This window comes from Romboutsia sp. D33t1_170424_H2, assembly GCF_015669105.1.
Taxonomy (GTDB): Bacteria; Bacillota; Clostridia; order Peptostreptococcales; family Peptostreptococcaceae; genus Romboutsia_C; species Romboutsia_C hominis.
Genome location: NZ_JADOZQ010000003.1, coordinates 264,770 through 288,151, shown reverse-complemented (window position 1 = coordinate 288,151; position 23,382 = coordinate 264,770). Strand labels below are relative to the sequence as shown.

Here is a 23,382-nt window from a genome sequence, read left to right as displayed (position 1 = left end):
TATGAATTTCATCGATAAGGTTTCAATCAAAGAAATTATAAAGGATTTAGAATTAGAAGTAGTATATATGCCTGATAATAAAGAGTACTATGTATATTCTCAGGATGTAAATAGGCCAGGATTACAATATGCTGGATATTTTGAACATTTTGCTTATGATAGAATTCAAATAATAGGAAGAGCAGAATATAATTACTTTAGTTATTTAGATGCAGAAAGAAGAGAAAATGTACTAGATAAATTATTTTCTTATGAAATTCCTGCACTTATAGTAACAAGAGGATTGGAAGTTAATTCTGATGTCATAAAATATGCTAAGAAGTATGGAAGAATAATTTTAAGCACAAAGAGAAATACAACTAGATTTATAAACAGATTATCAAATTATTTAGATGATAGAATGGCACCTCATACTACATTGCATGGTGTATTAGTGGATGTATATGGTATAGGAGTATTAATAAAGGGAGAAAGTAGCATTGGTAAATCAGAAACAGCTTTAGAATTAGTTCAAAGAGGTCATAGATTAGTTGCCGATGATGCAGTAGAAATAAGAAGATTAGATGAAAGTGTACTTTTAGGGCAATCCCCAGAGTTACTTAGACATTTTTTAGAAATAAGAGGGATTGGTATAATAGATGTGAGAAGCTTGTATGGTGCTGGCGCTGTAAAAAATAGTAAAACTATTGATTTAGTAGTGCACTTAGAGGCTTGGAATGAAGATAAATATTATGATAGATTAGGATTAGACAAAGAATTTGAAGAAATTTTAGAAGTAAGTGTCGAGAAGTTAGTTGTACCAGTTAAACCTGGTAGAAATACAGCTATGATAATAGAAGTTGCAGCCATGAACTTTAGGCAAAAGGGAATGGGATATGATGCAGCACAAGAATTTACTAAAAAATTATCTCAACTTATAGATACTAAGAAGTGCTAAGTAAAAATATTTAAAAAGATGGTGTAGGTAGGAATAAATAATAAGCTTATCTACACTTTTTATTTGTAAAATATTATAGTATGTAAATAAAAAGTGAATTGACCAATATTATTTAATTAGCTCAATTCACTTATATTAAAATTTTACTAATTTAGGTTAAACTGTTGCATCAGACTCTTTTATACAAGTGCATTCTCCATTATTTACATTGTAAACTAAGCTCTTATCAAAATAGTGAGTATGAAGGAATTTATGAGCAACTTTTCCATGAGGTTCTCCTAAGAATTCATCATATAATGCTACTATAGCAGGATTTTCATGAGATTTACGAAGTTTTTTATTTCTATCTATATTATATAACCCTAAAGCCCTTTTCTTAACAATATCATAATCACCATGATGATATGGTTGACCAGCACCAGCAATACATCCACCAGGACAAGCCATTACCTCTATTATATGGTACTTAGAGTTTCCGTTTTTAACTTCATCCATGACTTTTCTAGCATTTCCAAGGCTACTAGCTATACATACATTTACAATAGTACCATCTATATCTATACTAGCTTCCTTTATACCTTCCATCCCTCTAACTTGAGTGAAGTTTACATCAGCAAGTTCTTTATCAGTTACCCATTCATAAGCAGTACGAAGAGCAGCCTCTAAAACACCGCCAGTAGTACCGAATATATCAGCAGCCCCAGAAGATTTACCTAGTGGGTTATCAAAATCTTTTTCATCTAATGTTAAGAAATCTATACCTGCTTCTTTTATCATTTTAGCAAGTTCTCTTGTAGTTATAGAAACATCAACATCGAGAACCTCTTCTTGACCTAATTCAGTTCTAGAACATTCATATTTCTTAGCTACACAAGGCATCACTGAAACAATATACATATCTTTTGGTTTTATATTTATAACTTTAGGAGCAAAATAATTCTTAGCTATAGCTCCAAACATTTCTTGTGGTGATTTACAACTTGAAGGAAGATTTAGAAATTCTGGATAGTTTTTTTCAACAAAGTTTATCCAAGCAGGGCAACAACTTGTTAAGATAGGAAGATTTTTACCTTTTTTAAGTCTGTGTAAGAACTCAGAAGCTTCCTCTAATATAGTAAGGTCAGCAGAGAAGTTAGTATCAAATACATATTTAAAGCCAAGAGCTTTTAACGCAGATACCATTTTTCCTGTAGTTATAGTACCTGGCTCTAATCCAAATTCTTCTCCTAAAGCAACTCTTACAGCAGGAGCAACTTGAACGGCTACAGTCTTTTCTTTTTGATTTAAGGCATTCCATACAGTAGGTATATTATTTACCTCTGTTAAAGCTCCTGTTGGACATACTGCTATACATTGACCACAGAAAGTACATTCAGTTTCACATAAATAAGAATTGAAGAAGGTGCTAACTTCTGTGCCAAATCCACGATTTATGCCAGATAAAACGCCTACACTTTGTATATCATTACACATTGTTTCACATCTTCTACATAAGATGCATTTGTCATGGTCTTTTACTATTGATTCTGTTGAAGTGTCTTTTGGAGAAGTTGATTGTTCGCCTTTATATCTGATTTTTCTTATACCTAAATCAGCGGCTATACTTTGTAATTCGCAGTTTCCATTTTTCTCACAAACTAAACAATCTTGAGGATGGTCTGATAATAATAATTCAACAACATTTTTACGAGCCTTTAAAGCTTCTTTAGTATTGGTTTGAACATCCATACCTTCTTTAACTAAAGTACCGCAAGCAGGAACTAAACCTCTTCCAGCACTAACCATACATACACGGCAAGATGCGCATTGGTTAATCATATTTATTTCTTTCATTTTTAGGTGACAAAGATTAGGTATTTGAACATTTACTTCTTTTGCAGCTTCTAAAATAGTACTGCCTTTAGGAACTGAAACAGACTTGCCATTTATAGTTAAGTTAACTAAACTCATTTTTATCCCCCCAATAAAGCTAAATTTATTGTTTTATGATAGCATTAAATTTACAATTATCCATACAAGCACCACACTTTAAGCACTTAGAAACATCTATTACGTGTTTTTCTTTAGGTTTACCAGATATACATCCAGCAGGGCATATTCTGCTACACTTAGTACATCCCTTACAGTCATCAGTTATGATGTAATCAAGAAGTGCTTGACACTTTCCAGATGGACATTTTTTATCTACAACGTGAGCAACATACTCATCATAGAAGTTATCAAGTGTACTTAAAACTGGGTTAGGAGCACATTTACCAAGGCCACATAAAGAAGTAGTCTTTATAGTTGTTGCCAACTCTTTTAAATCAGCTAAATCTTGTAAAGTACCTTTACCTTCTGTTATTTTTGTAAGCATTTCAAGTAATCTCTTATTACCTATACGGCAAGGAGTACATTTACCACAAGATTCTTCTACAGTAAATTCTAAGAAGAATTTACATATATCTACCATACAATCGGAATCATCAAGAACGAGCATACCACCTGAACCCATCATAGAACCTATAGAGCTTAATGATTTAAAATCTATAGGAGTATCAAGGTTGTTAGATGCAATACATCCACCAGATGGTCCTCCAGTTTGAACAGCTTTAAACTCTCTTTCATTAGGTATACCGCCACCTATTTCATATACTATTTCTCTTAAAGTAGTGCCCATAGGAACTTCAACAAGACCTACGTTATTTATTTTTCCGCCAAGTGCGAAAACTTTAGTTCCTGGAGAATTTTCAGTACCGTACTTAGTAAACCATTCGGCACCTTCATTTATTATTGCAGGGATATTAGCGAAAGTTTCAACGTTGTTTAAGCAAGTTGGTTTATCCCATAAACCACGCTTAGAAGAACTATAAGTCTTCATTCTAGGCTCTCCACGTTTACCTTCTATTGAATTAATGAGGGCAGTACCTTCACCACAAACGAATGCTCCAGCACCATACTTTAAGTCTATATTAAAGTTAAAATCTGTACCTAATATATTGTCTCCAAGAAGACCAATTTCTTGGGCTTGAGATATAGCAACTTTTAACCTTTCTATTGCAAGAGGGTACTCAGCCCTTATGTATATGTGACCTGTATCAGCACCTACAGCATAGCCACATATAGCCATAGCTTCTAATACGCTGTGAGGGTCACCTTCAAGTATAGATCTATCCATGAATGCACCTGGATCACCTTCATCGGCATTACATACAACATATTTTTGACCTGGAGGAGTTTGAGCAGTAGATTCCCATTTAACTCCTGTAGGGAAACCGGCACCACCCCTGCCTCTAAGGCCAGAAGCTTTTATTTCTTCAATAACTTGTTCTGGTGTTAATTCATTTATACATTTACCAAGTGCAACGTATCCTTGACATCCTAGATATTCGTTTATACTTTCAGGATTTATATGACCACAATTTCTAAGGGCAACACGAGATTGCTTTTTATAGAAGGACATATCGTCATGTTTTTCAACTTTTCTATGACCAAGAGCAGGTTCTTCAAATAATAGTCTTTCAACAACTTCATGCTTAACTAGATGTGTATCAACTATCTCCTTAGCATCGTCTGGAGTTACTTGAACATAGAAAACATTATCAGGGAAGACCTTAACTATTGGACCCTTAGCACAGAATCCAAAACATCCTGTAAGATGAACTTCAGCTTGACTTTCAAGACCTGCATTTTTTATTTCATTTCTCAAATTTTTTATTATAAGATTACTATCTGCAGAAGTACATCCAGTACCTCCACAGACTAATAATTCTCTTTTTGTTAAGTTCCCTTTAGAATGATTTTCTCTCATATCAAGGGCTGGTTTATACTTTGCAACCAGGCTTTTTAATTCTTCAAAAGATTTTATCTTACTCATTTATTTCCCCCCTTAGCAATTTATTTCTGTTTCTCTATAATTGTCTAAGATACTAGTAACATCTTCAGGCTTAACTTGTCCATAAACTTTACCATTTACCACAACAACCGGAGCAAGGCCACATGCACCAACACATCTTAATCCCTCAAGAGAGAATTTAAGATCCTTTGTAGTTTCTCCAGATTTTATACCAAGTTCTTTTTCAAATTGTGCTAATATTTTATCTGCACCTTTAACGAAGCAAACAGTACCTAAACATACACTTATTTTATATTCACCTCTTGGCTCAGTGGTAAAGTAAGAATAGAAACTAACAACACCGTACACTTTAGATGGAGCAACATCTAAAGCTTTAGCTATATAAAGTTGTACTTCTTTAGGCAAGAAGCCAAATATACCTTGAGCATGGTGTAGTACTTGGATTAAAGCGCCCTTTCTAGTTTCAAGAGAATCAATGAAGTTGTCTAATTGGTCAAATAAATGCTTGTTACGTGAATAAAAGTCACACATACAAATCCCCCTTATCGTATAAAAAATTTAAACTAATAAAACTTTAAGGTATAATAAGAGTTTTATTAAAAATTAACTTCATAAAATAATACTTATCTTATAATAGTAGATTTTATATTATTTTATGCCAAAAAGTTAACTAAAATTAAGATATACCCATTGGAAATATGTTAAATCAGTAAATCTAAGATGAAAAATTAGATGAGTATTACGATGTTAGTAAAGATGTGATAGTTTAAATGATAATTATATTATAATATATAAAATAGTTAAAAAGTTAAAATTTAAAGAATTAGTGAAAGAATATTTTGAATTGTCTAAAAATATACAATAAATAAAAGTATGCATCAAGTTAAAACTCAATACATACTTTTATTTATTACAATACAGGAGATAAAAGTCTAGAAATAGACTGCTTTATTCTCACTATATTTGATCTTGAATTATATATATCTAAGGTAATTTCTTTAGATTTTAGAATGTCATTTTCAAATATTTTCTTTTGTTTCTTAGCAACTTCAGGAGAGTACATAAATGCATTAACCTCAAAGTTTAACTCGAAACTTCTTATATCCATATTAGCTGTACCAATAGAGCAGATAGTATCATCAATAACTATGGTCTTAGCATGTAAAAATGCATTCTCGTCATAAGTATACAGTTTTGCACCGAATTTTAATAACTCACCTGCATAAGAGTAAGATGCCCAATATACAAATGGGTGGTCAGGTTTAGATGGTATCATTATTCTAACATCAACACCAGATAGACATGCTACCCTTAGTATATCTACTAAAGTTTTATCTAAGATAAAATAAGGGCTTTGTATATAAAGGTACTTCTTAGCTCCCTGAATCATTTTCATATACCCATATTTTATTTCATCTAATTCTGTTATATCAGGACCACTAGATACAATTTGAACACCAACATTGTCACAAGAAGTCTCAGTTGGAACCATAGTATTTTTTTGAATGAAATACTTATCCATATCTAAATTTTCCTGAGTTGTAAATCTCCAATCAAGCATAAATCTAATATTTAAATCTCTTACACATTCTCCTGTAAGTTTAAGGTGAGTATCTCTCCAGTAACCAAATTTAGGGTCTTTACCTAAATATTCATCACCAACATTATTCCCGCCAACGAAACCAACATTACCATCTATAACAACAATTTTACGATGATTTCTATAGTTTAGGTTGAAGTTTACTATTTTCATAAAAGAAGGGAAGAAGCAACCAACTTTAACTCCGGCTTTTTTTAACTTAGCTATAGATTTATCTGAGAAGAGTCTACTTCCTACAGCATCATATAGAAGCCTTACTTCTACACCCTCATCTAATTTTTCTAATAGAATATCTATTACTTTATTTCCGATGTCATCATCTTTAAATATATAAAACTGTATATTTATATACTCCTTAGCCTTTTTTAATTCATCTAATAGAGAATCAAAAAATTCCTTAGGTTTTTCATATATATCAACAGAGTTATTAGTTGAATAATGTGCATAGTTAGAATTAGCTAGAGCATAAATAATATCCTTATTAGCTAATAAGCTAGGATCTAGACTGTTATCACATTCTAATTTAGCGTGAGTGTTAACTATATTATCTTTTAAAATCCTATCTTCTTCTTCTTTAATCTTAAACATATTATCTTTGGAGATTCCATGTCCAAAAGTAATATATAATACAAAACCTACAGCAGGAATGGTTAAAAGTATAAGAATCCATGCCATTGTAGTTTGAGTATCTCTTTTTTCTCTAAATATAAGATGTATAACTGCAGAAAAGTTTAATATATAGATTAGTGTCACAAACATTTCATAGGCCGAATCTTTAATAAAAGATAAGTTCATCACAAAACCCCCTTCTAGAATAAGTACGAATAAATATATATTTTAATACTATTTATAGCACATAGTCAATAAATAAGGTATAAATTTAACGTAAATACAAAAGAATGTCGAAAAAATAAGGATTAGCTAACAGAATGTATTAATAATAAAAAAAGAGATTATACTGTGATTATAGTATAATCTCTTGAATATTTATATTAATTAAGCTGCTTTCTTAGCTTCTGAAGATTCTTCTTTATTAGCATATAAGAAGAAGTATATACCAGCAACGAATATTGCCCCTCCTAATATGTTACCTATTGTAACTGGTATTAAGTTATTCATGAATATGCTTGGTACGTTTATAGCAGCTGCATCAGCGGCAGTTTTGTGAGCTGCTTCTAAGAATGCAGTATTTCCTTTAGCGAATAAACCTGCGAATAAGTATCCCATGTTAGCAACACTATGCTCAAATCCAGCACAAACAAATAAGAATATACCGATGAATCCAGTTAAAACTTTACCAGATATATCCTTAGCTCCGTAGCTCATCCATACAGTAACACAAACTATCCAGTTACATAATATACCTGATATCATAGCAGATATCCAAGGGAAACCTAATTTACCGATAGCATTTTTAACAACAACACCACCATATAGTCCGTTACTCCAATCGAATACACCAGACATACTAACCATCCATGCAACTAATACTGCACCCAATAAGTTACCTATCCAAACTAAAGCCCAGTTCTTGAAAGCTTGTCCCCAAGTAACTTTTTTCTTGAAAGCTGCTAAAGCTACAAGTATATTTCCTGTGAATAAGTCCGCACCAGCTATTAAAACAAATATAAGTCCAGCAGGGAACATAAGTCCAGCTACCATTTTACCTAATCCGTAAGTAGCAGGGTTTGCTAATAAGTTGTAAGCAGCTGCAACTGATCCTAAAGCACCGAATGCTATGTAAGCACCAGCTAAGAATGCAGAAGCTAAAACTTTTTTAGTTGGCGTAGTAGCCTTTTTTATACCAGTGTTGATAGTGTACTCTGCTATTTCAGCTGGCATAAGCATTTTCTTATCTGACATATAAAGTCCTCCTCTAAAATATATAAATATTATTAAATAATAAATTTCAAACTTGTTATGAAATTTTAATTTTTCTGTCGAAAAACACAACAGTAGTAATTATACAATAAAAATTTAACTTTGTATACATAAAACATTCAACTTAATAAAATGTGAAATTAATCTACAAAAACGTCTTTTATAATGTGAGTAACTATATTCAAAAATATATATTTAGTATACATGGTTTGTATTTGTAGATAAATTAACTACGATGGTGCTATAATCTTTTTAAGTGCTTATATAAAAATAGGGGGTGGATTTATGGACAAAAGATTCTTAACACCCAGGGAAGTAGCAAATGCTACTGTAAATGTAGGTATAAATAAAGCTAACTTATCTACTAGCTCATGTATTAGGTTAGGTATACTTGCAGGTATTTTTATAGGCTTTGGAGGATTAGGAAACATACTATTCGGTCAAACTATATCTAATATAGACCCAGGGCTAGGTAGATTTGTTGGAGCGATGGTGTTCCCTGTTGGACTTATGTTAGTTGTAATATGCGGAGCAGAACTTTTTACAGGAAACAATTTAATGACCTTAGCAGTTTTAGAAAAGAAAATAACTATAGGTCAAATGTTTAGGAATTGGAGCTTTGTATATTTGGCAAACTTTGTAGGATCTGTAGTTCTAGCTTTAATTGTATTTTATTCAGGTACATTATCTGGTGATGCAGCTACTAAAGCAATAGCTATAGCAGAATCTAAAGCAAATCTTGATATTTTGCAGATGTTCTTAAGAGCTATAATGTGTAATATTTTAGTTGTTTTAGCAGTATGGATGGCTACAGCTTCTCAAGATATAGCATCAAAAATATTTTCATGTTGGTTCCCAATAATGCTATTTGTATTATGTGGATTTGAACATAGTATTGCGAATATGTTCTTCATACCTATGGGAATGTTATTAGGTGCACAAGTTAGTATAGTAGGATTACTAATAAATCTAGTTTTTGTAACATTAGGAAATATTGTAGGAGGGGCTATAATTATTCCCTTTGCATATCATAGATGTTACCTTAAAAAAACAACATCAAAAAATACTAATTAGGAACATTGCGTTGATATAGCTATATCAACGCTTTTTTAATTTACTTTAGACCTTTATATATTGTTATTTTTTTTTTAATACATTATTATATATAAGATAGATGAAATTAATAAAATACAAGTAAATGAATATAAATAAGTATATAAATATGTATAATTAGTATAAACTAGGAGGAAATATAGATATATGAATAAGGAATTTATATATAACAGTTTATTAGATATATTAGGCGAAGAAAATAAAGGAAATATAATGGTAGATGAGCCGATGAAAAAACACATATCATTTAGAGTTGGTGGACCTGCCGATATATTAGTAAAGCCAAATACAGAAGAACAGATAAGAGATATTATAAAACTATTAAAGGAAGAAAACGTTCCATATATTGTAATAGGAAATGGTTCAAACTTATTAGTTAAAGATGGTGGAATAAGAGGAGTTGTTATTGAAATATCAAATAATTTCAATGACTTCGAAATAGAAGGAACTACTGTAAAAATTAAATCAGGAGCAATGCTTTCTGTAGTTGGGAAAGCTGTAATGAGGGAAGAGTTAAAAGGCTTTGAATTTGCGGCTGGAATACCAGGTACATTAGGTGGGGCATTAGCTATGAATGCAGGTGCTTATGGCGGAGAAATGAAGGATATAGTTAAATCTGTAAGACTTATGGATACAGATGGTAATATATTTGAGTTTACAAATGAACAAATGGAATTTGAATATAGAAAAAGTATTTTAACTAGAACAAACTATATAGTATTATCAGCAGTAATAGAATTAGAAAAAGGAAACTATGAAGAAATAAAAGAAACAATGAAAGACTTTACTCAAAGAAGAGTTACAAAGCAACCTTTAAGTTTACCAAGTGCGGGAAGTACTTTTAAAAGACCAGAAGGACACTTTGCAGGTAAATTAATAGAGGACTGTGGATTAAAAGGTCTTACATTAGGTGGAGCACAAGTTTCTGAAAAGCACAGTGGATTTGTTGTTAATATAGGCAATGCTAAAGCTAAAGATTTATTGGATTTAATGTATGTAGTAAAAAGTACTGTTAATGCTAAGTTCAATGTTTTACTTGAAGAAGAGGTTAAGATACTTGGAGAGGACTAAAATATGCAAATATTAGCAGATTATCATACACACACTATATATAGTCATGGAAAAGGTACAATAGAAGAGAATGTTAAGGTGGCTATGTCTAAGGGTATAAAAAAAATCGGAATATCAGACCATGGATATAGACATATGACATATGGTGTTAAACTAAAAGATATACAAAAAATGAGAGAAGAAATTGATAAATTGAACCAAAAATACCCTAATATAGATATCCTTTTAGGAATGGAATGTAATATACTAGATAAAAATGGTAACATAGATATAAATGAAAATATTATACATTTTTTCGATTACGTAATGGCAGGGTATCATTTTGGATCAGCTCCAACATCATTAAAAAGTATGATGAATCATTTTAATAATTACATTATAAAAAATGAAAAGGCAAAAGAGTATAATACTCAAGGCATAATAAATGCTATGAGAAACAATGATATTTTTATTATAACGCATCCTGGAGATAAAGGAGATGTGTATATAGAGGAAATAGCTAAGGTGGCAAAAGAGACTAATACAAGACTTGAAATTAATAGTAGTCATGGATATTTAAATGTAGAACAGCTAAAAAAAATAAAACATTTAGGAAATACATTTATAATAGGATCTGATGCACACATACCTAATAACGTAGGAAATTTTGACAAAGCTATGAAGACTATTAAAGAAGCTAAATTAGATTTATCATTTGTTGAAAATATAAGAGTATAAAGATTTAAGGGGGTAAGTTAGATGAAATTTGTAATAGTTACTGGACTTTCTGGGTCAGGAAAAAGTGAAACTATGAGAGCTTTAGAAGATATGGGATTTTATTGTGTAGATAACTTACCACCTGCTTTAATAACAAAATTTGCAGAGTTATGTTATCAACCAAATTCAAGTATTGATAAAGTTGCTTTAGGTATAGATATTAGAGGAAGAAGATTTTTCAAGGAACTTCATGAGAGTTTAGAGTATTTAAAAAAAGAAAACTATAAATATGAAATGTTATATTTAGATTGTTCAGATAGAGTATTATTAAATAGATATAAAATGACAAGAAGAAATCATCCTCTTTCTATGAACGTATCTTTAACAGAAGGTATAAAAATGGAAAGAGAGATAATGGAACCCTTAAAAGAAGTATCTGATTCTATTATAGATACGACTAATATGAAGCCTAAGGATTTAAAGGAAGAGATAAGCAAGATATACTCTCAAGGAGAAGAAAATAATAAATTAACTATATCTGTATTATCATTTGGATTTAAACATGGTATACCAGCAGATTGTGATTTAGTATTTGATGTAAGATTCTTGCCAAATCCATACTATCTAGAAGAATTAAGACCTAAAACAGGTGACGAACAAGATGTAAGAGATTATGTTATGAATTCTAAGATAAGTCAAGAATTTTTTTACAAATTAAATGATATGATACAATTTTTAGTACCACAGTATATAGAAGAAGGAAAGCAACATTTAGTTATTGGTATAGGTTGTACTGGAGGTAGACATAGATCTGTAACTATAGCGAATCTTATATATGATGAGCTGATGAAAAAAGGATATAGGGTCGTAAAGAAACACAGAGACTCTATGATTAGATAATCTGGAGGAAAAAATGAGTACTATATTTTTTATAGTAGGGGTAACAGGGTGGGTTTCTTTATTAATATCATTTTATTTATATAGAAGAATTGTAAATGAAAGAATCAAGCCAAGATATCTTAGAAGTAAGGAAAGTGTAGAACCAAAAGTTGTTGTTATAGGAGGAGGTACAGGTCAATCAATTTTCTTGAGAGGTCTAAAATACCATACTAAAAATATAACTGCAATAGTTACTGTTGCAGATGATGGTGGAGGATCTGGAGTATTAAGAGAAGACTTAGGGATGTTGCCTCCAGGGGATATAAGAAATTGTCTGTTAGCTCTTGCCAATATAGAGCCTACTATGGATGAAGTTATGAAGTATAGATTCACAGAAGGTGGCTTAAAAGGTCAAAGTTTTGGCAATCTGTTTTTGGCAGCAATGAATGGTTTATATGGAAATTTTGAAGTTGCTGTATATAAAATGAGTCAAATATTTGCAATAACTGGAAAGGTATTGCCAGTAACATTAGAAGATATAAATCTTGTAGCAAAGCTAAAAGATAAAAGCATAGTAAAAGGGGAATCGAATATTCCAAAGGAAGTAAAATCTAAAAATACATCTATAGAAAAAGTATTTTTAGAACCATCTAATGCAAAACCGTTGGACGAAGTTATTAACTCTATAGAAAATGCTGATATAATAGTTATAGGTCCAGGAAGTTTATATACAAGTATAATTCCAAATCTTTTAGTTGATGGAGTAGTCGATGCAATTAAAGCGTCAAAAGCCCCAAAGGTATATATATCTAACATAATGACCCAACCAGGGGAAACAGACGAATACAATGTTTTGCAACATGTAAATGCAATAATAAAACATTCAAGTGAAAATATTATTGATTATGTGATATCAAATAATGAAATATTACCAGAATATATATATGAAAGATACCAAAAAGATGGTGCTAGTCAAGTTTTACTAGACAAAGGGCAAAAAAATACCCTTAAAGGTATGGGGGTAAAATCGATAGAAGAAAACCTAATTGAGATAAAAAATAATTATATTAGACATGATGCAGATTGCATTTCTAGTATAATAGTTGATTTGGCACTAAGTCATAAAAATGACACTATGAAGTAAAAAAGGATTTTAAGTATTTATGTAGAAATCCTTATTATTATGTTAGTTTTAAGGAGTGAACATCTATGAGAGAAGAGGTTAGTGCCGGAGGTGTAGTACTATTTGGCAATGCCATACTTTTACTTAGAAAATTCAATGGAGATTGGGTTTTACCGAAAGGAAAGGTAGAAGAAGGCGAAAATAGGCAAGAGGCAGCGTTACGAGAAGTTTTAGAAGAAACTGGGGTAAAAGCTGAAATACTGAAATATTTAGGTGAAATTCATTATACATTCAAAGAAAACTGGGATGAAAACAAAGCGGTTCATAAAACTGTATTTTGGTATTTAATGCATGCAAGAAATATGGATACAATACCTCAAAAAGAAGAAGGGTTTATAGATGCTAAGTTTATACATTTAGATAGGGTAGTAGACTTGGCTAGATATGATGATGAAAAGGAAATCATCAAAGTTGCTTTACAAGAAATAAAAAAACGATTAAAAAAGAACAGTTAATAGGTGATAATTATGTCTTTTTCAGCTGAAACGAAAAATGAGTTAGCAAGAATTACGTCAGATAATGATAATTGCAACATAGCTGAATTAGCTGCTCTAGTAAGATTATCAGGAAGTATACAAATTGTAGGATATAAAAAATTAAATTTAAAGATAACTACGGAGCTAAACTCTATAGCTCGTAAGGTATTTAGACTACTAAAACAAAATTTTGGTATAAACACAACTATATCGGTAAATAAGAATCAAATGCTAAAGAGAAATAATAGCTATGTTCTTATGGTTACTAGTGAAATGGGAGCACAAAAACTTATAAAGGATTTAGGGATATTAGAGCCAGGAGATGGATTTTATCCTTTAAATAAAGTACCAAGTCATCTTTTAAAAGATGATGAATGTATAAGAGCTTTTATAAGAGGTGCATTTCTTGGAGGAGGATCTATAAGTGATCCGGGGAAAAATTATCATATGGAGTTTGTAACTAACAATGAGGAATTTGCAGAATCCCTACAGAACCTTATAAATTCATTAGGATTTAATTGTAAAATAGTTCTTAGAAAGAATAACTATGTAGTGTACTTAAAGGAAAGTGAACAAATATCGGATTTATTAAGTATAATAGGAGCTCACAATGCACTTTTAAGTCTTCAGAACACAAAAATTGTAAAAGCAATGAGAAATAATGTAAATCGTATAGTTAACTGCGAAACTGCGAATCTTTCAAAAACTGTTAATGCAGCAGTTAGACAGGTGGAAAATATTAAGTTTATACAAGAAACTATCGGAATAAATAGTTTACCTGAAAACTTGCAAGAAATAGCTAAAGTTAGGCTAGAATGTGAAGACTTAACATTAAAGGAATTAGGAGAAATACTAAATCCTCCAATAGGTAAGTCTGGTGTAAATCATAGATTAAGAAAAATAGAAGAGATAGCTAACAATCTTAGGAATAAGTAATATAGGGGTTATATTTATATAACCTCTTTTTGTATATAAAAATACGGTATATATTAACTAATAGTTCGTTATTTTAAGGATATATACTGATTAAAGGTATAAATATGATAGCTCAATAGATAAGTGTTAAAATTAAAGTTTTATCACCTTATTTTATGGTAATATAAGAAGATAAGACAGGAGGTGGTTTAGTGAGCAAAGATTTCGCACATCTTCATGTTCACACGGAGTATAGTTTACTTGATGGTTTTTCAAGAGTAAAGAAGCTTGTGAGTAAAGCAAAAGAATTGAATATGAGTTCTATTGCCATAACAGACCATGGTTGTATGTTTGGAGTAATAGATTTTTATAAAACAGCTAAAAAAGAAGGAATAAAACCTATAATAGGTTGTGAGGTATATACAGCACCTCGTAGATTAAGAGATAAAGACCCTAATTATGATAAAAATCAAGGACATTTAGTTTTATTAGCAAAGGATATGGAAGGATATCAAAATCTTATAAAACTAGTATCTACTTCTTATGTAGAAGGATTTTATTATAAACCAAGAATAGATATGGATGAACTTAGAAAATATAGTAAGGGAATTATAGCTTTATCAGCATGTTTAGCAGGAGATATAGCACAATCTCTTATGGATAGAAATTATGAAAAAGCAAAAAAATACGCTTTAGAATATGAAAGTATATTTGGAAAGGGTAATTATTATTTAGAAATACAAGACCAAAACATAGAAGAGCAAAGGTCTGTAAATGAAGAAATAATAAAACTTTCAAGAGAAACAGGTATACCATTAGTTGCTACAAATGATGTACATTATGTTAATAAAGAAGATGCAAAGATTCATGATGCACTTATGTGTATTCAGATGGGTAAAACTTTAAACGATCCAAATAGAATGAGGTTTGGTAGTGATGAATTTTATCTAAAATCAAGAGAAGAAATGGAAAGGGTATTTCCAGACGTCATAGAGGCATTAGATAATACTGTAAAGATAGCAGAACAATGTAATGTAGAATTTGACTTTAATACAATACATTTACCACAATATGAAGTTCCTAAAGGTTATACACCAGATAGCTATCTTAGAGAACTTTGCTTTAAGGGATTAGAAGAAAGATATGGTACCGCAAGTCAAGAAGTTATAGATAGACTTAATTATGAATTAAGTGTCATTGAAAAAATGGGATACGTAGAGTATTTCTTAATCACATGGGATTTTATAAACTTCTCTAAAGAAAATAATATAATGGTAGGTCCAGGTAGAGGTAGTGCGGCAGGTTCTATTGTTGCATATACCCTTAAAATAACAGATATAGACCCTATAAAATACTCACTGTTATTTGAAAGATTTTTAAATCCAGAGCGTGTATCCATGCCCGATATAGATATTGACTTCTGTTATGAAAGAAGAGAAGAAGTTATAGATTATGTAAAAAGAAAATATGGTGAAGATCACGTTGCACAGATAATAACTTTTGGAACAATGGGAGCTAAAGCTGCTATAAGAGATGTTGGTAGAGTTTTAGATGTACCATATAACAAAGTAGACAAAATAGCAAAAGAAATTCCATTTGCTTTAGGGATGACAATAGATAAAGCTCTAGAAACCAATCCAAATCTAAGAGCATTATATGAACAAGATAAAGAAACAAAAGAAATCATAGATATATCAAAGCAAATAGAGGGAATGCTTAGACATGCATCTACCCATGCAGCAGGTGTAGTTATATCTAAAAATCCAGTAGATGAATATGTACCACTATATAAACACCAAGATGCTATAACAACTCAATTTACTATGACTACATTAGAAGAGCTTGGTCTTTTAAAGATGGATTTCTTAGGACTGAGAACTTTAACTGTAATAAGAGATGCACTTGAATTGATAGAAAAAAATCATGGTGTAAAAATAGACTTTTCTAAAATGGATTATGATGATAAAAAAGTATATGAACTTTTATCATCAGGTAATACGCTAGGTGTATTCCAATTAGAAAGTGCTGGGATGAGAAGTTTCATGAAACAATTAAGACCTGATAATTTCGAGGATATAGTGGCAGGAATATCTTTATACAGACCGGGTCCAATGGATTCTATACCTACTTATATAGAAAACAAGAATAATCCAGATAAAGTTAAATACCTACATGAGTCTTTAAGACCTATAATGGATGTTACCTATGGATGTTTAGTATATCAAGAGCAGGTTATGCAGGTTGTTAGAGATTTAGGTGGATATACTTATGGCCGTAGTGACTTAGTTAGAAGAGCTATGGGTAAAAAGAAGATGGATGTAATGGAAGAAGAAAGAAGATACTTTGTCCATGGTAAAGAAGATGAAGACGGAAATATAGAAATAGCTGGGTGTGTAAGGAATGGTGTTCCAGAAGAAATCGCTGAAAAAATATTTGATGATATGATAGACTTTGCAAAATATGCTTTTAATAAATCGCATGCTGCTGCATATGGTGTATTATCATATGAAACAGCCTACTTAAAAGCACACTATCCAGTAGAATTTATGGCAGCTTTAATAACAAGTGTAATGGGTAATACTGATAAAGTTGTTGAATATATAAGAGAATGTAACGCATTAGGAATTGAAATATTAAGGCCAGATATAAATAGTAGTTTTTCTAAATTCTCAGTTGAGGGAACTAACATAAGATTTGGACTAGCAGCTGTCAAAAATGTCGGTGTGAATATTATAAATAATATAATAAGAGAAAGAGAAGCTAATGGCAGATTTACAGATATATCAGATCTTCTAAAAAGATTAGATTCAAAAGATATAAACAAAAGGGTCATAGAGAGTTTAATAAAGTGTGGGGCTTTTGATGAAATATCTGAAAATAGAGCAAGTCTAATGGCAGGGTATGAAGGCTTAATCGATAGTGTCTCTATGGACAGAAAGAAAAATCTTCAAGGTCAAATATCTTTATTTGATGCATTTGGATCTCAAGGCGAGTCTACTCAATTACAAGAAGTTAGTAAGTTACCAAGTTTAAAAGAATATGAGGAAAGAGAAAAGCTAAACTTAGAAAAAGAAGTCCTAGGAATGTATGTAAGTGGACACCCTCTTTCACAATTTGAAGAAGAAATAAGTAGAAGAACTTCTATTGATAATGGAAAACTAAATGCTTTAAAAGACGATGTTGAAAATTATTTAGCACTAGATGAAAAAGAAGTTATAATGGGTGGTATGGTAGTTAATAAAATAATAAAAACTACAAAAAGAAATGATATTATGGCATTTATAGAACTTGAGGATTTGTATGGAACAATAGAAATAATAGTATTTCCTCAATTACTGCAAAAATACAATCATATACTAAATGAAGATAATATTATATATGTAAAAGGTACTCTAAGTATAAAAGAGGATGAAAATGCAAAACTTATAGCTAGAGAGATAAAAGATATAAGTGACACTTCTAAGTTTGAAGAGTCTAGATATAAAAATAGAGTAGATAGCAATCAAAGACAAAGATCACAGGTAGGCAACAATTCTAAACTTGGTTTATACCTAAAGGTAGATAGTCATAAAAATCAAGATATTATAAACCGTATAGGTGATGTATTTAAAAATCACTTAGGAAAAGAAAATGTATTTTTATATGCAGAAGATACAAAACAATTATACAAGTGGAATGGTCTAAGTGTAGATATATGTGAAGAGTTGATGTATAGCTTAGAAAAAATACTACCTAAGAGTTGTATCAAGATAAAGAAATAAAGATAAAGAAATAAAGATAATAATGAAGTTTTATAATAAAACGTTAGATAAAATATTTTAATAAAGTACATTTTAGGAGATTATATTTACTATAAAGTTAAAATAGGAATATAATTTCCTATGTACTATAAAGAATAAAAATAAAATAGAAGAATATTAATAATATTATTAAAAAAGTAATGTATATTATGGTATAATATCAGAAAAGAATATATTAGCATGTTTAATTTTTTTAACTTTGATGGGATAAAAAAAAGATACAGGGACGATTAATGTCCCTGTATGTAATATATACTAGGAGGTATCATTATGAAAACTATAGGTATATTAACAAGTGGAGGAGATGCTCCAGGAATGAACGCAGCTATAAGAGCTGTTGTCAGATCTGCTATTTATTACGGATGCAAAGTATATGGAATTAACAGAGGATATAAAGGGTTAATAGAAGAAGACCTAGAAGAAATGAACTTATCTTCTGTAGGTGACATTATACATAGAGGTGGAACAATATTAAAGTCTTCTAGATGTGAAGAGTTTAAAACTGAAGAAGGAAGAAAAGTAGCAGTTAAAGTTTTAAAAAAATATGGTATAGATTGTTTAGTTGTTATAGGTGGAGATGGATCATTTAATGGTGCATTAAAATTAACAGAGTTAGGTTTCCCTGCAATAGGATTACCAGGAACTATAGACAATGACTTAGCGTATACAGACTATACTATAGGATTTGATACAACAATTAATACTATAATAGATGCCATAGGTAAAATAAGAGATACTTCTTCATCTCATGAAAGGGTTAACATAATTGAAGTTATGGGAAGACACTGTGGAGACTTAGCTTTATATGCTGGTCTTGCAGGAGGAGCGGAAACTATAATAGTTCCAGAAATTAACTATAATGTAGATGATGTATGTAATAAGTTAGATACAACAAAGAAAAGGGGTAAAAGACACAGTATAATAATTTTAGCAGAGGGTGTTGGAAATGCCCAAGACCTTGGAAAAGAAATAGTGGCTAGAACAAATGCAGATTTAAGAGTTACAATACTAGGACATGTCCAAAGAGGAGGAAGTCCAACGGCATTTGATAGAATATTAGCTAGTAAGATGGGCGTTAGAGCGGTAGAATTGCTTCTAGATGGTAAAGCTGGAAGAGTTGTAGGTACTAGAGCAAATGAAATAATTGACATGGATATAACTGAAGCTTTATCAATGACTAGGGATTTTGATAAGGAAACTTATGAGATGGCAAAAATACTATCTATATAATTTAGGAGGAGCATATATATGTTAAATAATATGAAGAGAACAAAAATAGTTTGTACATTAGGACCAGCATCAAGTACGGAAGAAGTATTAACACAACTTGTTGAGAGTGGGTTAAACGTTTGTAGATTTAACTTTTCTCATGGATCTCATGAAGAGCACAAAGAAAGATTTGATGTTGCTAAAGGGGTAAGAGAAAAATTAGGAAAGCCAGTAGCGCTTTTATTAGATACTAAGGGACCAGAAATAAGAACAGGAAACTTTGCTGACCCAGAAGTATTATTAGAAGAAGGGCAAACATTTACTATAACGATGAAAGATGTTATAGGAACAAAAGAAATTTGTACAGTAAGTTACAAAGATTTAGCTAAAGATGTTGTTTCAGGAGATACTATACTAATAGATGATGGATTAGTAGGACTTAGAGTTAAAGAAGTTAATGGAGATGATATCGTTTGTGTAGTTGAAAACTCTGGAGTAGTTAAAAATCACAAAGGTGTAAATGTTCCGGGTGTTAAGATAAACTTACCAGCTATAACTGAAAAAGATGCAAGTGATATAGAATTTGGTATATCTCAAGGTATAGATTACATAGCAGCTTCATTTGTAAGAAAAGCATCAGACGTATTAGCTATAAGAGAATTATTAGAAAAAAATAATGCTACAGATATACAAATAATATCTAAAATAGAAAATCAAGAAGGTGTAGATAATATAGATGAAATATTAAAAGTTTCTGATGGTATAATGGTTGCAAGAGGGGATCTTGGAGTTGAAATACCAACAGAAGATATACCTGTAGTTCAAAAGATGATAATAAGAAAATGTAACGAATTAGCTAAGCCAGTAATAACAGCTACTCAAATGCTTGATTCTATGATAAGAAATCCAAGACCAACAAGAGCAGAAGTTACAGATGTTGCAAATGCTATATACGATGGAACAGATGCTATAATGCTATCAGGAGAAACTGCTGCTGGTAAATATCCAGTTGAAGCTGTTAAGACTATGGCTACAATAGCTAAAAGAACTGAAGAAACATTAGATTACGATAACTTATTAAAGCAAAATACTAATAATAACTCAACAGTAACAGATGCAATAAGTCATGCTACTTGTACAACTGCAATAGATTTAAATGCATCAGCTATAATAACTTCTACATCTACAGGATACACTGCTAGAATGGTATCTAAATTTAGACCTAAGTGTCCAATAATAGCTACTACTGATGATGAAAAAGTTATGAGAAGATTAGCTCTTACTTGGGGAGTATATAGTGTTAAAGCATCTAATGCTCACAATACAGATGAAGTTATAGAAAACTCTATAGAAGCAGCTAAAAATGCTAAATACATAAACAATGGAGAATTAGTTGTTATAACAGCTGGAGTACCTGTTGGAGTAAGCGGAACTACTAACTTAATAAAAGTTCATGTTATAAGTGAAGAAATAGCAAATGGTATAGGTGTTGGAAGTAAGACTGCTGAAGGTAATGTACGTATAGTTAGAAATGTAGGGGAATGTGTAGAGTTTAACGAAGGAGATATATTAGTTACAACCATGACTGATATAGAAATGAATCCATATATAGAAAAAGCAGGAGCTATAGTAACAGAAGAAGGCGGAATGACTTCACATGCAGCAATAGTTGGACTAAACTTAGATAAACCAGTTATAGTTTCAGCTAGAGATATATTAAGTATAGTAAAAGATGGAGAGGTTATAACTGTTGATGCATCAAGAGGAGTAATATATAGAGGATCAAGTAGAGTTCTGTAGTAAAAAGAATTAAAAAATAATTTTAAATTTTCTAAAAACTTAAAAATAACAACTTTAAAATGCCTAAAGTCAGTTATACTATATTTTTGAGTTATATATTAGCCACTAAGTTTAATAATTAAACTTAGTGGCTATTTTTTGTATTCATATTCTGTAACAAATTGATATGTAACAGTAATATGCACCTCATTTAGAGCATAACTATAAAAAAAGGGGGGATACAAATGTCAGAGAGTAGAGAGAATTGGGGTTCTAAGGTTGGCCTTATATTGGCTATGGCGGGTAATGCTATTGGGCTAGGGAACTTCTGGAGATTTCCATATGTAGCCGCTTCAAATGGTGGAGGAGCATTTATGATACCATACTTCTTCGCACTAATAGTTATAGGTATACCTATAATGTTAGTTGAATGGAGTATTGGACGCCATGGAGGTAAATATGGGCATGGTACAATAGGTCCTATGATGTATTTACAGGCTAAGCAAGCAATGGCTCCGAAAAAAGCAATTATAGTTGGAGCTTTATGTGGAATGATAGCTTTTGGAGTTACTATATTAGTTAACTCTTACTACAATCACATAATAGGATGGTCATTAGGGTTTGCATTCAACTCATTAACAGGAGGATACAATTCAGATCCAAGAGCTTTCTTTGGAAGTTATATACAAGATCCGAAGAATTTAATATTCTGGGTTATTTCATTACTCTGTCTAGCATTTGCTGTAATGAAAGGTATACAAAAAGGTATAGAATCATGGGCCAAAGTTATGATGCCTACGCTTTATGTATTTGGTATTATACTAGGTATAAGAGCGTTGACACTAGGGGCACCAGTCAATCCAGATTGGAGTTCATTAGCAGGTCTTAACTTTATATGGAATCCAGACTTTAGTCAATTATCATGGTCATCTGCAATAGCAGCAGCAGGTCAAATATTCTTCACATTATCTTTAGGTATGGGTATAATACACAATTATGCATCTTACTTAAAGCCAGATGAAGATATAGTAACAGCTTCTGTAGCTACAGTATCATTAAATGAATTTGCAGAAGTTATATTAGGTGGTACAGCTGTTATACCTATAGCTTATGCATTTTTAGGACCAGAAGGTATAAAAGGAAGTATAGGTCTTGCATTTATGGTATTACCAAATGTATTTAGCACTATGACTGGTGGAGGAATATTTGGAGCTCTGTGGTTCTTATTGTTATTCTTTGCTGGTATAACATCTGCAATAGCAATGTACAATTATTTAGTTGCATTACTAGAAGAAGATGCAGGTATAGATAGAAAGAAAGGTGCTTGGATAGTATTTGTTGGATATCTAATAGTTGGGGCACCAATAGCATTAGAGTCAATACTAACTCAAAGTGCTAACTTAGTTTACTTTACAGAAATTGACAACTGGATAGGTAACTACTTACTGATAGTTCTTGGGTTAATAGAGATAATAGTAATAGGTTGGTGTGTTAAAGATAAGGCTTTACAAGAAATGAATAGAGGCGGATTATGGAAAGTCCCTAAGTGGTTCTTTAGATTGTTCCATCAGTTCTTAACACCAATAACTATAATAACTTTCCTAGTATTCTTCACAAGAGATTACTGGATGGCTGGTAACTTTAAAATAACACCAAGCTATATAGAAGGTATACCAGAGTTTGCCGTTTGGGTAAATTTAGGTAGAGCAGTTGTTTTTGGAGTATTATTGATTGGCTTTATTCAATCATATAAATCTATCAAATCTAAATATAAAGAGGAAATAGAATCAAATAAAGTAACAACTTCATAAAATAAAGGAGGTTGAACTTATGACAGGCGCTGCATGGGTATTTATGGGGACAATATGGACTACAATATTTGTTTGTATAGGAGTATCTATGAAAACTATAATTAAAGATCAAAAGTAAGATAAAATATAAAAACCCTACTTAATTTTACTGTAGGGTTTTTTGAATAAAACACATATATAATAAGGTAAAAATAGAT

At 31.1% G+C, this 23,382-nt stretch carries 17 protein-coding genes; 12 read left to right on the top strand and 5 right to left on the bottom strand.

Annotation, left to right across the window (positions count from 1 at the left end; translation table 11 throughout):
• Nucleotide 1 precedes the first annotated feature (1 nt).
• Nucleotides 2-937: an HPr(Ser) kinase/phosphatase gene (gene hprK, locus I4U66_RS06055; protein ID WP_092922302.1), complete on the top strand. Its 936-nt coding sequence runs from the start codon at nucleotides 2-4 to the stop codon at nucleotides 935-937.
• Between the two features lie 156 nt (nucleotides 938-1,093).
• Here hprK and I4U66_RS06050 read toward each other — a convergent pair whose 3' ends face one another.
• From I4U66_RS06050 to I4U66_RS06030, 5 genes are all read right to left on the bottom strand, one after another.
• On the bottom strand, nucleotides 1,094-2,887 hold the full coding sequence (locus I4U66_RS06050) for an NADH-dependent [FeFe] hydrogenase, group A6 (RefSeq protein ID WP_195581452.1): 1,794 nt from the start codon (nucleotides 2,885-2,887) through the stop codon (nucleotides 1,094-1,096).
• A gap of 25 nt (nucleotides 2,888-2,912) precedes the next feature.
• Complete coding sequence (locus I4U66_RS06045) at nucleotides 2,913-4,793, bottom strand: NADH-quinone oxidoreductase subunit NuoF (RefSeq protein WP_195581453.1); 1,881 nt, start codon at nucleotides 4,791-4,793, stop codon at nucleotides 2,913-2,915.
• Nucleotides 4,794-4,805: 12 nt separating this feature from the next.
• Nucleotides 4,806-5,303, bottom strand: coding sequence for an NADH-quinone oxidoreductase subunit NuoE family protein (locus I4U66_RS06040; RefSeq protein WP_195581454.1), 498 nt, complete (start codon nucleotides 5,301-5,303; stop codon nucleotides 4,806-4,808).
• Between the two features lie 379 nt (nucleotides 5,304-5,682).
• Nucleotides 5,683-7,167 (bottom strand): cardiolipin synthase, encoded by a 1,485-nt coding sequence (gene cls / locus I4U66_RS06035; RefSeq protein ID WP_207733567.1) that lies wholly within the window; start codon nucleotides 7,165-7,167, stop codon nucleotides 5,683-5,685.
• A gap of 201 nt (nucleotides 7,168-7,368) precedes the next feature.
• Nucleotides 7,369-8,235, bottom strand: a complete 867-nt coding sequence (locus I4U66_RS06030) for a formate/nitrite transporter family protein (protein ID WP_092922317.1) — start codon at nucleotides 8,233-8,235, stop codon at nucleotides 7,369-7,371.
• Nucleotides 8,236-8,538: 303 nt separating this feature from the next.
• Between I4U66_RS06030 and I4U66_RS06025 the strand changes: the two genes are divergently transcribed.
• From I4U66_RS06025 to I4U66_RS05975, 11 genes are all read left to right on the top strand, one after another.
• Nucleotides 8,539-9,327, top strand: coding sequence for a formate/nitrite transporter family protein (locus I4U66_RS06025; RefSeq protein ID WP_195238087.1), 789 nt, complete (start codon nucleotides 8,539-8,541; stop codon nucleotides 9,325-9,327).
• A 186-nt stretch (nucleotides 9,328-9,513) separates the two neighbouring features.
• A complete protein-coding gene (murB, locus tag I4U66_RS06020; RefSeq protein WP_092922322.1) occupies nucleotides 9,514-10,437 on the top strand; it encodes a UDP-N-acetylmuramate dehydrogenase in 924 nt (307 codons plus the stop codon).
• Nucleotides 10,438-10,440: 3 nt separating this feature from the next.
• Nucleotides 10,441-11,154, top strand: a complete 714-nt coding sequence (locus I4U66_RS06015; protein ID WP_092922324.1) for a PHP domain-containing protein — start codon at nucleotides 10,441-10,443, stop codon at nucleotides 11,152-11,154.
• A gap of 21 nt (nucleotides 11,155-11,175) precedes the next feature.
• Complete coding sequence (gene rapZ / locus I4U66_RS06010; RefSeq protein WP_092922327.1) at nucleotides 11,176-12,033, top strand: RNase adapter RapZ; 858 nt, start codon at nucleotides 11,176-11,178, stop codon at nucleotides 12,031-12,033.
• Nucleotides 12,034-12,046: 13 nt separating this feature from the next.
• A complete protein-coding gene (locus I4U66_RS06005) occupies nucleotides 12,047-13,156 on the top strand; it encodes a gluconeogenesis factor YvcK family protein (protein WP_166504690.1) in 1,110 nt (369 codons plus the stop codon).
• Between the two features lie 65 nt (nucleotides 13,157-13,221).
• Nucleotides 13,222-13,650 carry an NUDIX hydrolase gene (locus I4U66_RS06000; RefSeq protein ID WP_092922332.1) on the top strand — a complete coding sequence of 143 codons (429 nt, stop codon included), beginning with the start codon at nucleotides 13,222-13,224 and terminating at the stop codon, nucleotides 13,648-13,650.
• 12 nt (nucleotides 13,651-13,662) lie between these two features.
• A complete protein-coding gene (whiA, locus tag I4U66_RS05995; RefSeq protein ID WP_166504691.1) occupies nucleotides 13,663-14,607 on the top strand; it encodes a DNA-binding protein WhiA in 945 nt (314 codons plus the stop codon).
• A gap of 191 nt (nucleotides 14,608-14,798) precedes the next feature.
• Nucleotides 14,799-18,347: a DNA polymerase III subunit alpha gene (locus tag I4U66_RS05990; protein ID WP_195581455.1), complete on the top strand. Its 3,549-nt coding sequence runs from the start codon at nucleotides 14,799-14,801 to the stop codon at nucleotides 18,345-18,347.
• A gap of 309 nt (nucleotides 18,348-18,656) precedes the next feature.
• Nucleotides 18,657-19,616, top strand: coding sequence for a 6-phosphofructokinase (pfkA, locus tag I4U66_RS05985; RefSeq protein WP_092922341.1), 960 nt, complete (start codon nucleotides 18,657-18,659; stop codon nucleotides 19,614-19,616).
• 18 nt (nucleotides 19,617-19,634) lie between these two features.
• Nucleotides 19,635-21,395: a pyruvate kinase gene (gene pyk / locus I4U66_RS05980; protein WP_092922344.1), complete on the top strand. Its 1,761-nt coding sequence runs from the start codon at nucleotides 19,635-19,637 to the stop codon at nucleotides 21,393-21,395.
• A gap of 224 nt (nucleotides 21,396-21,619) precedes the next feature.
• Entirely contained in the window at nucleotides 21,620-23,185 is a 1,566-nt protein-coding gene (locus I4U66_RS05975) for a sodium-dependent transporter (protein WP_195928598.1), read from the top strand.
• The last annotated feature ends 197 nt before the right edge of the window (nucleotides 23,186-23,382 follow it).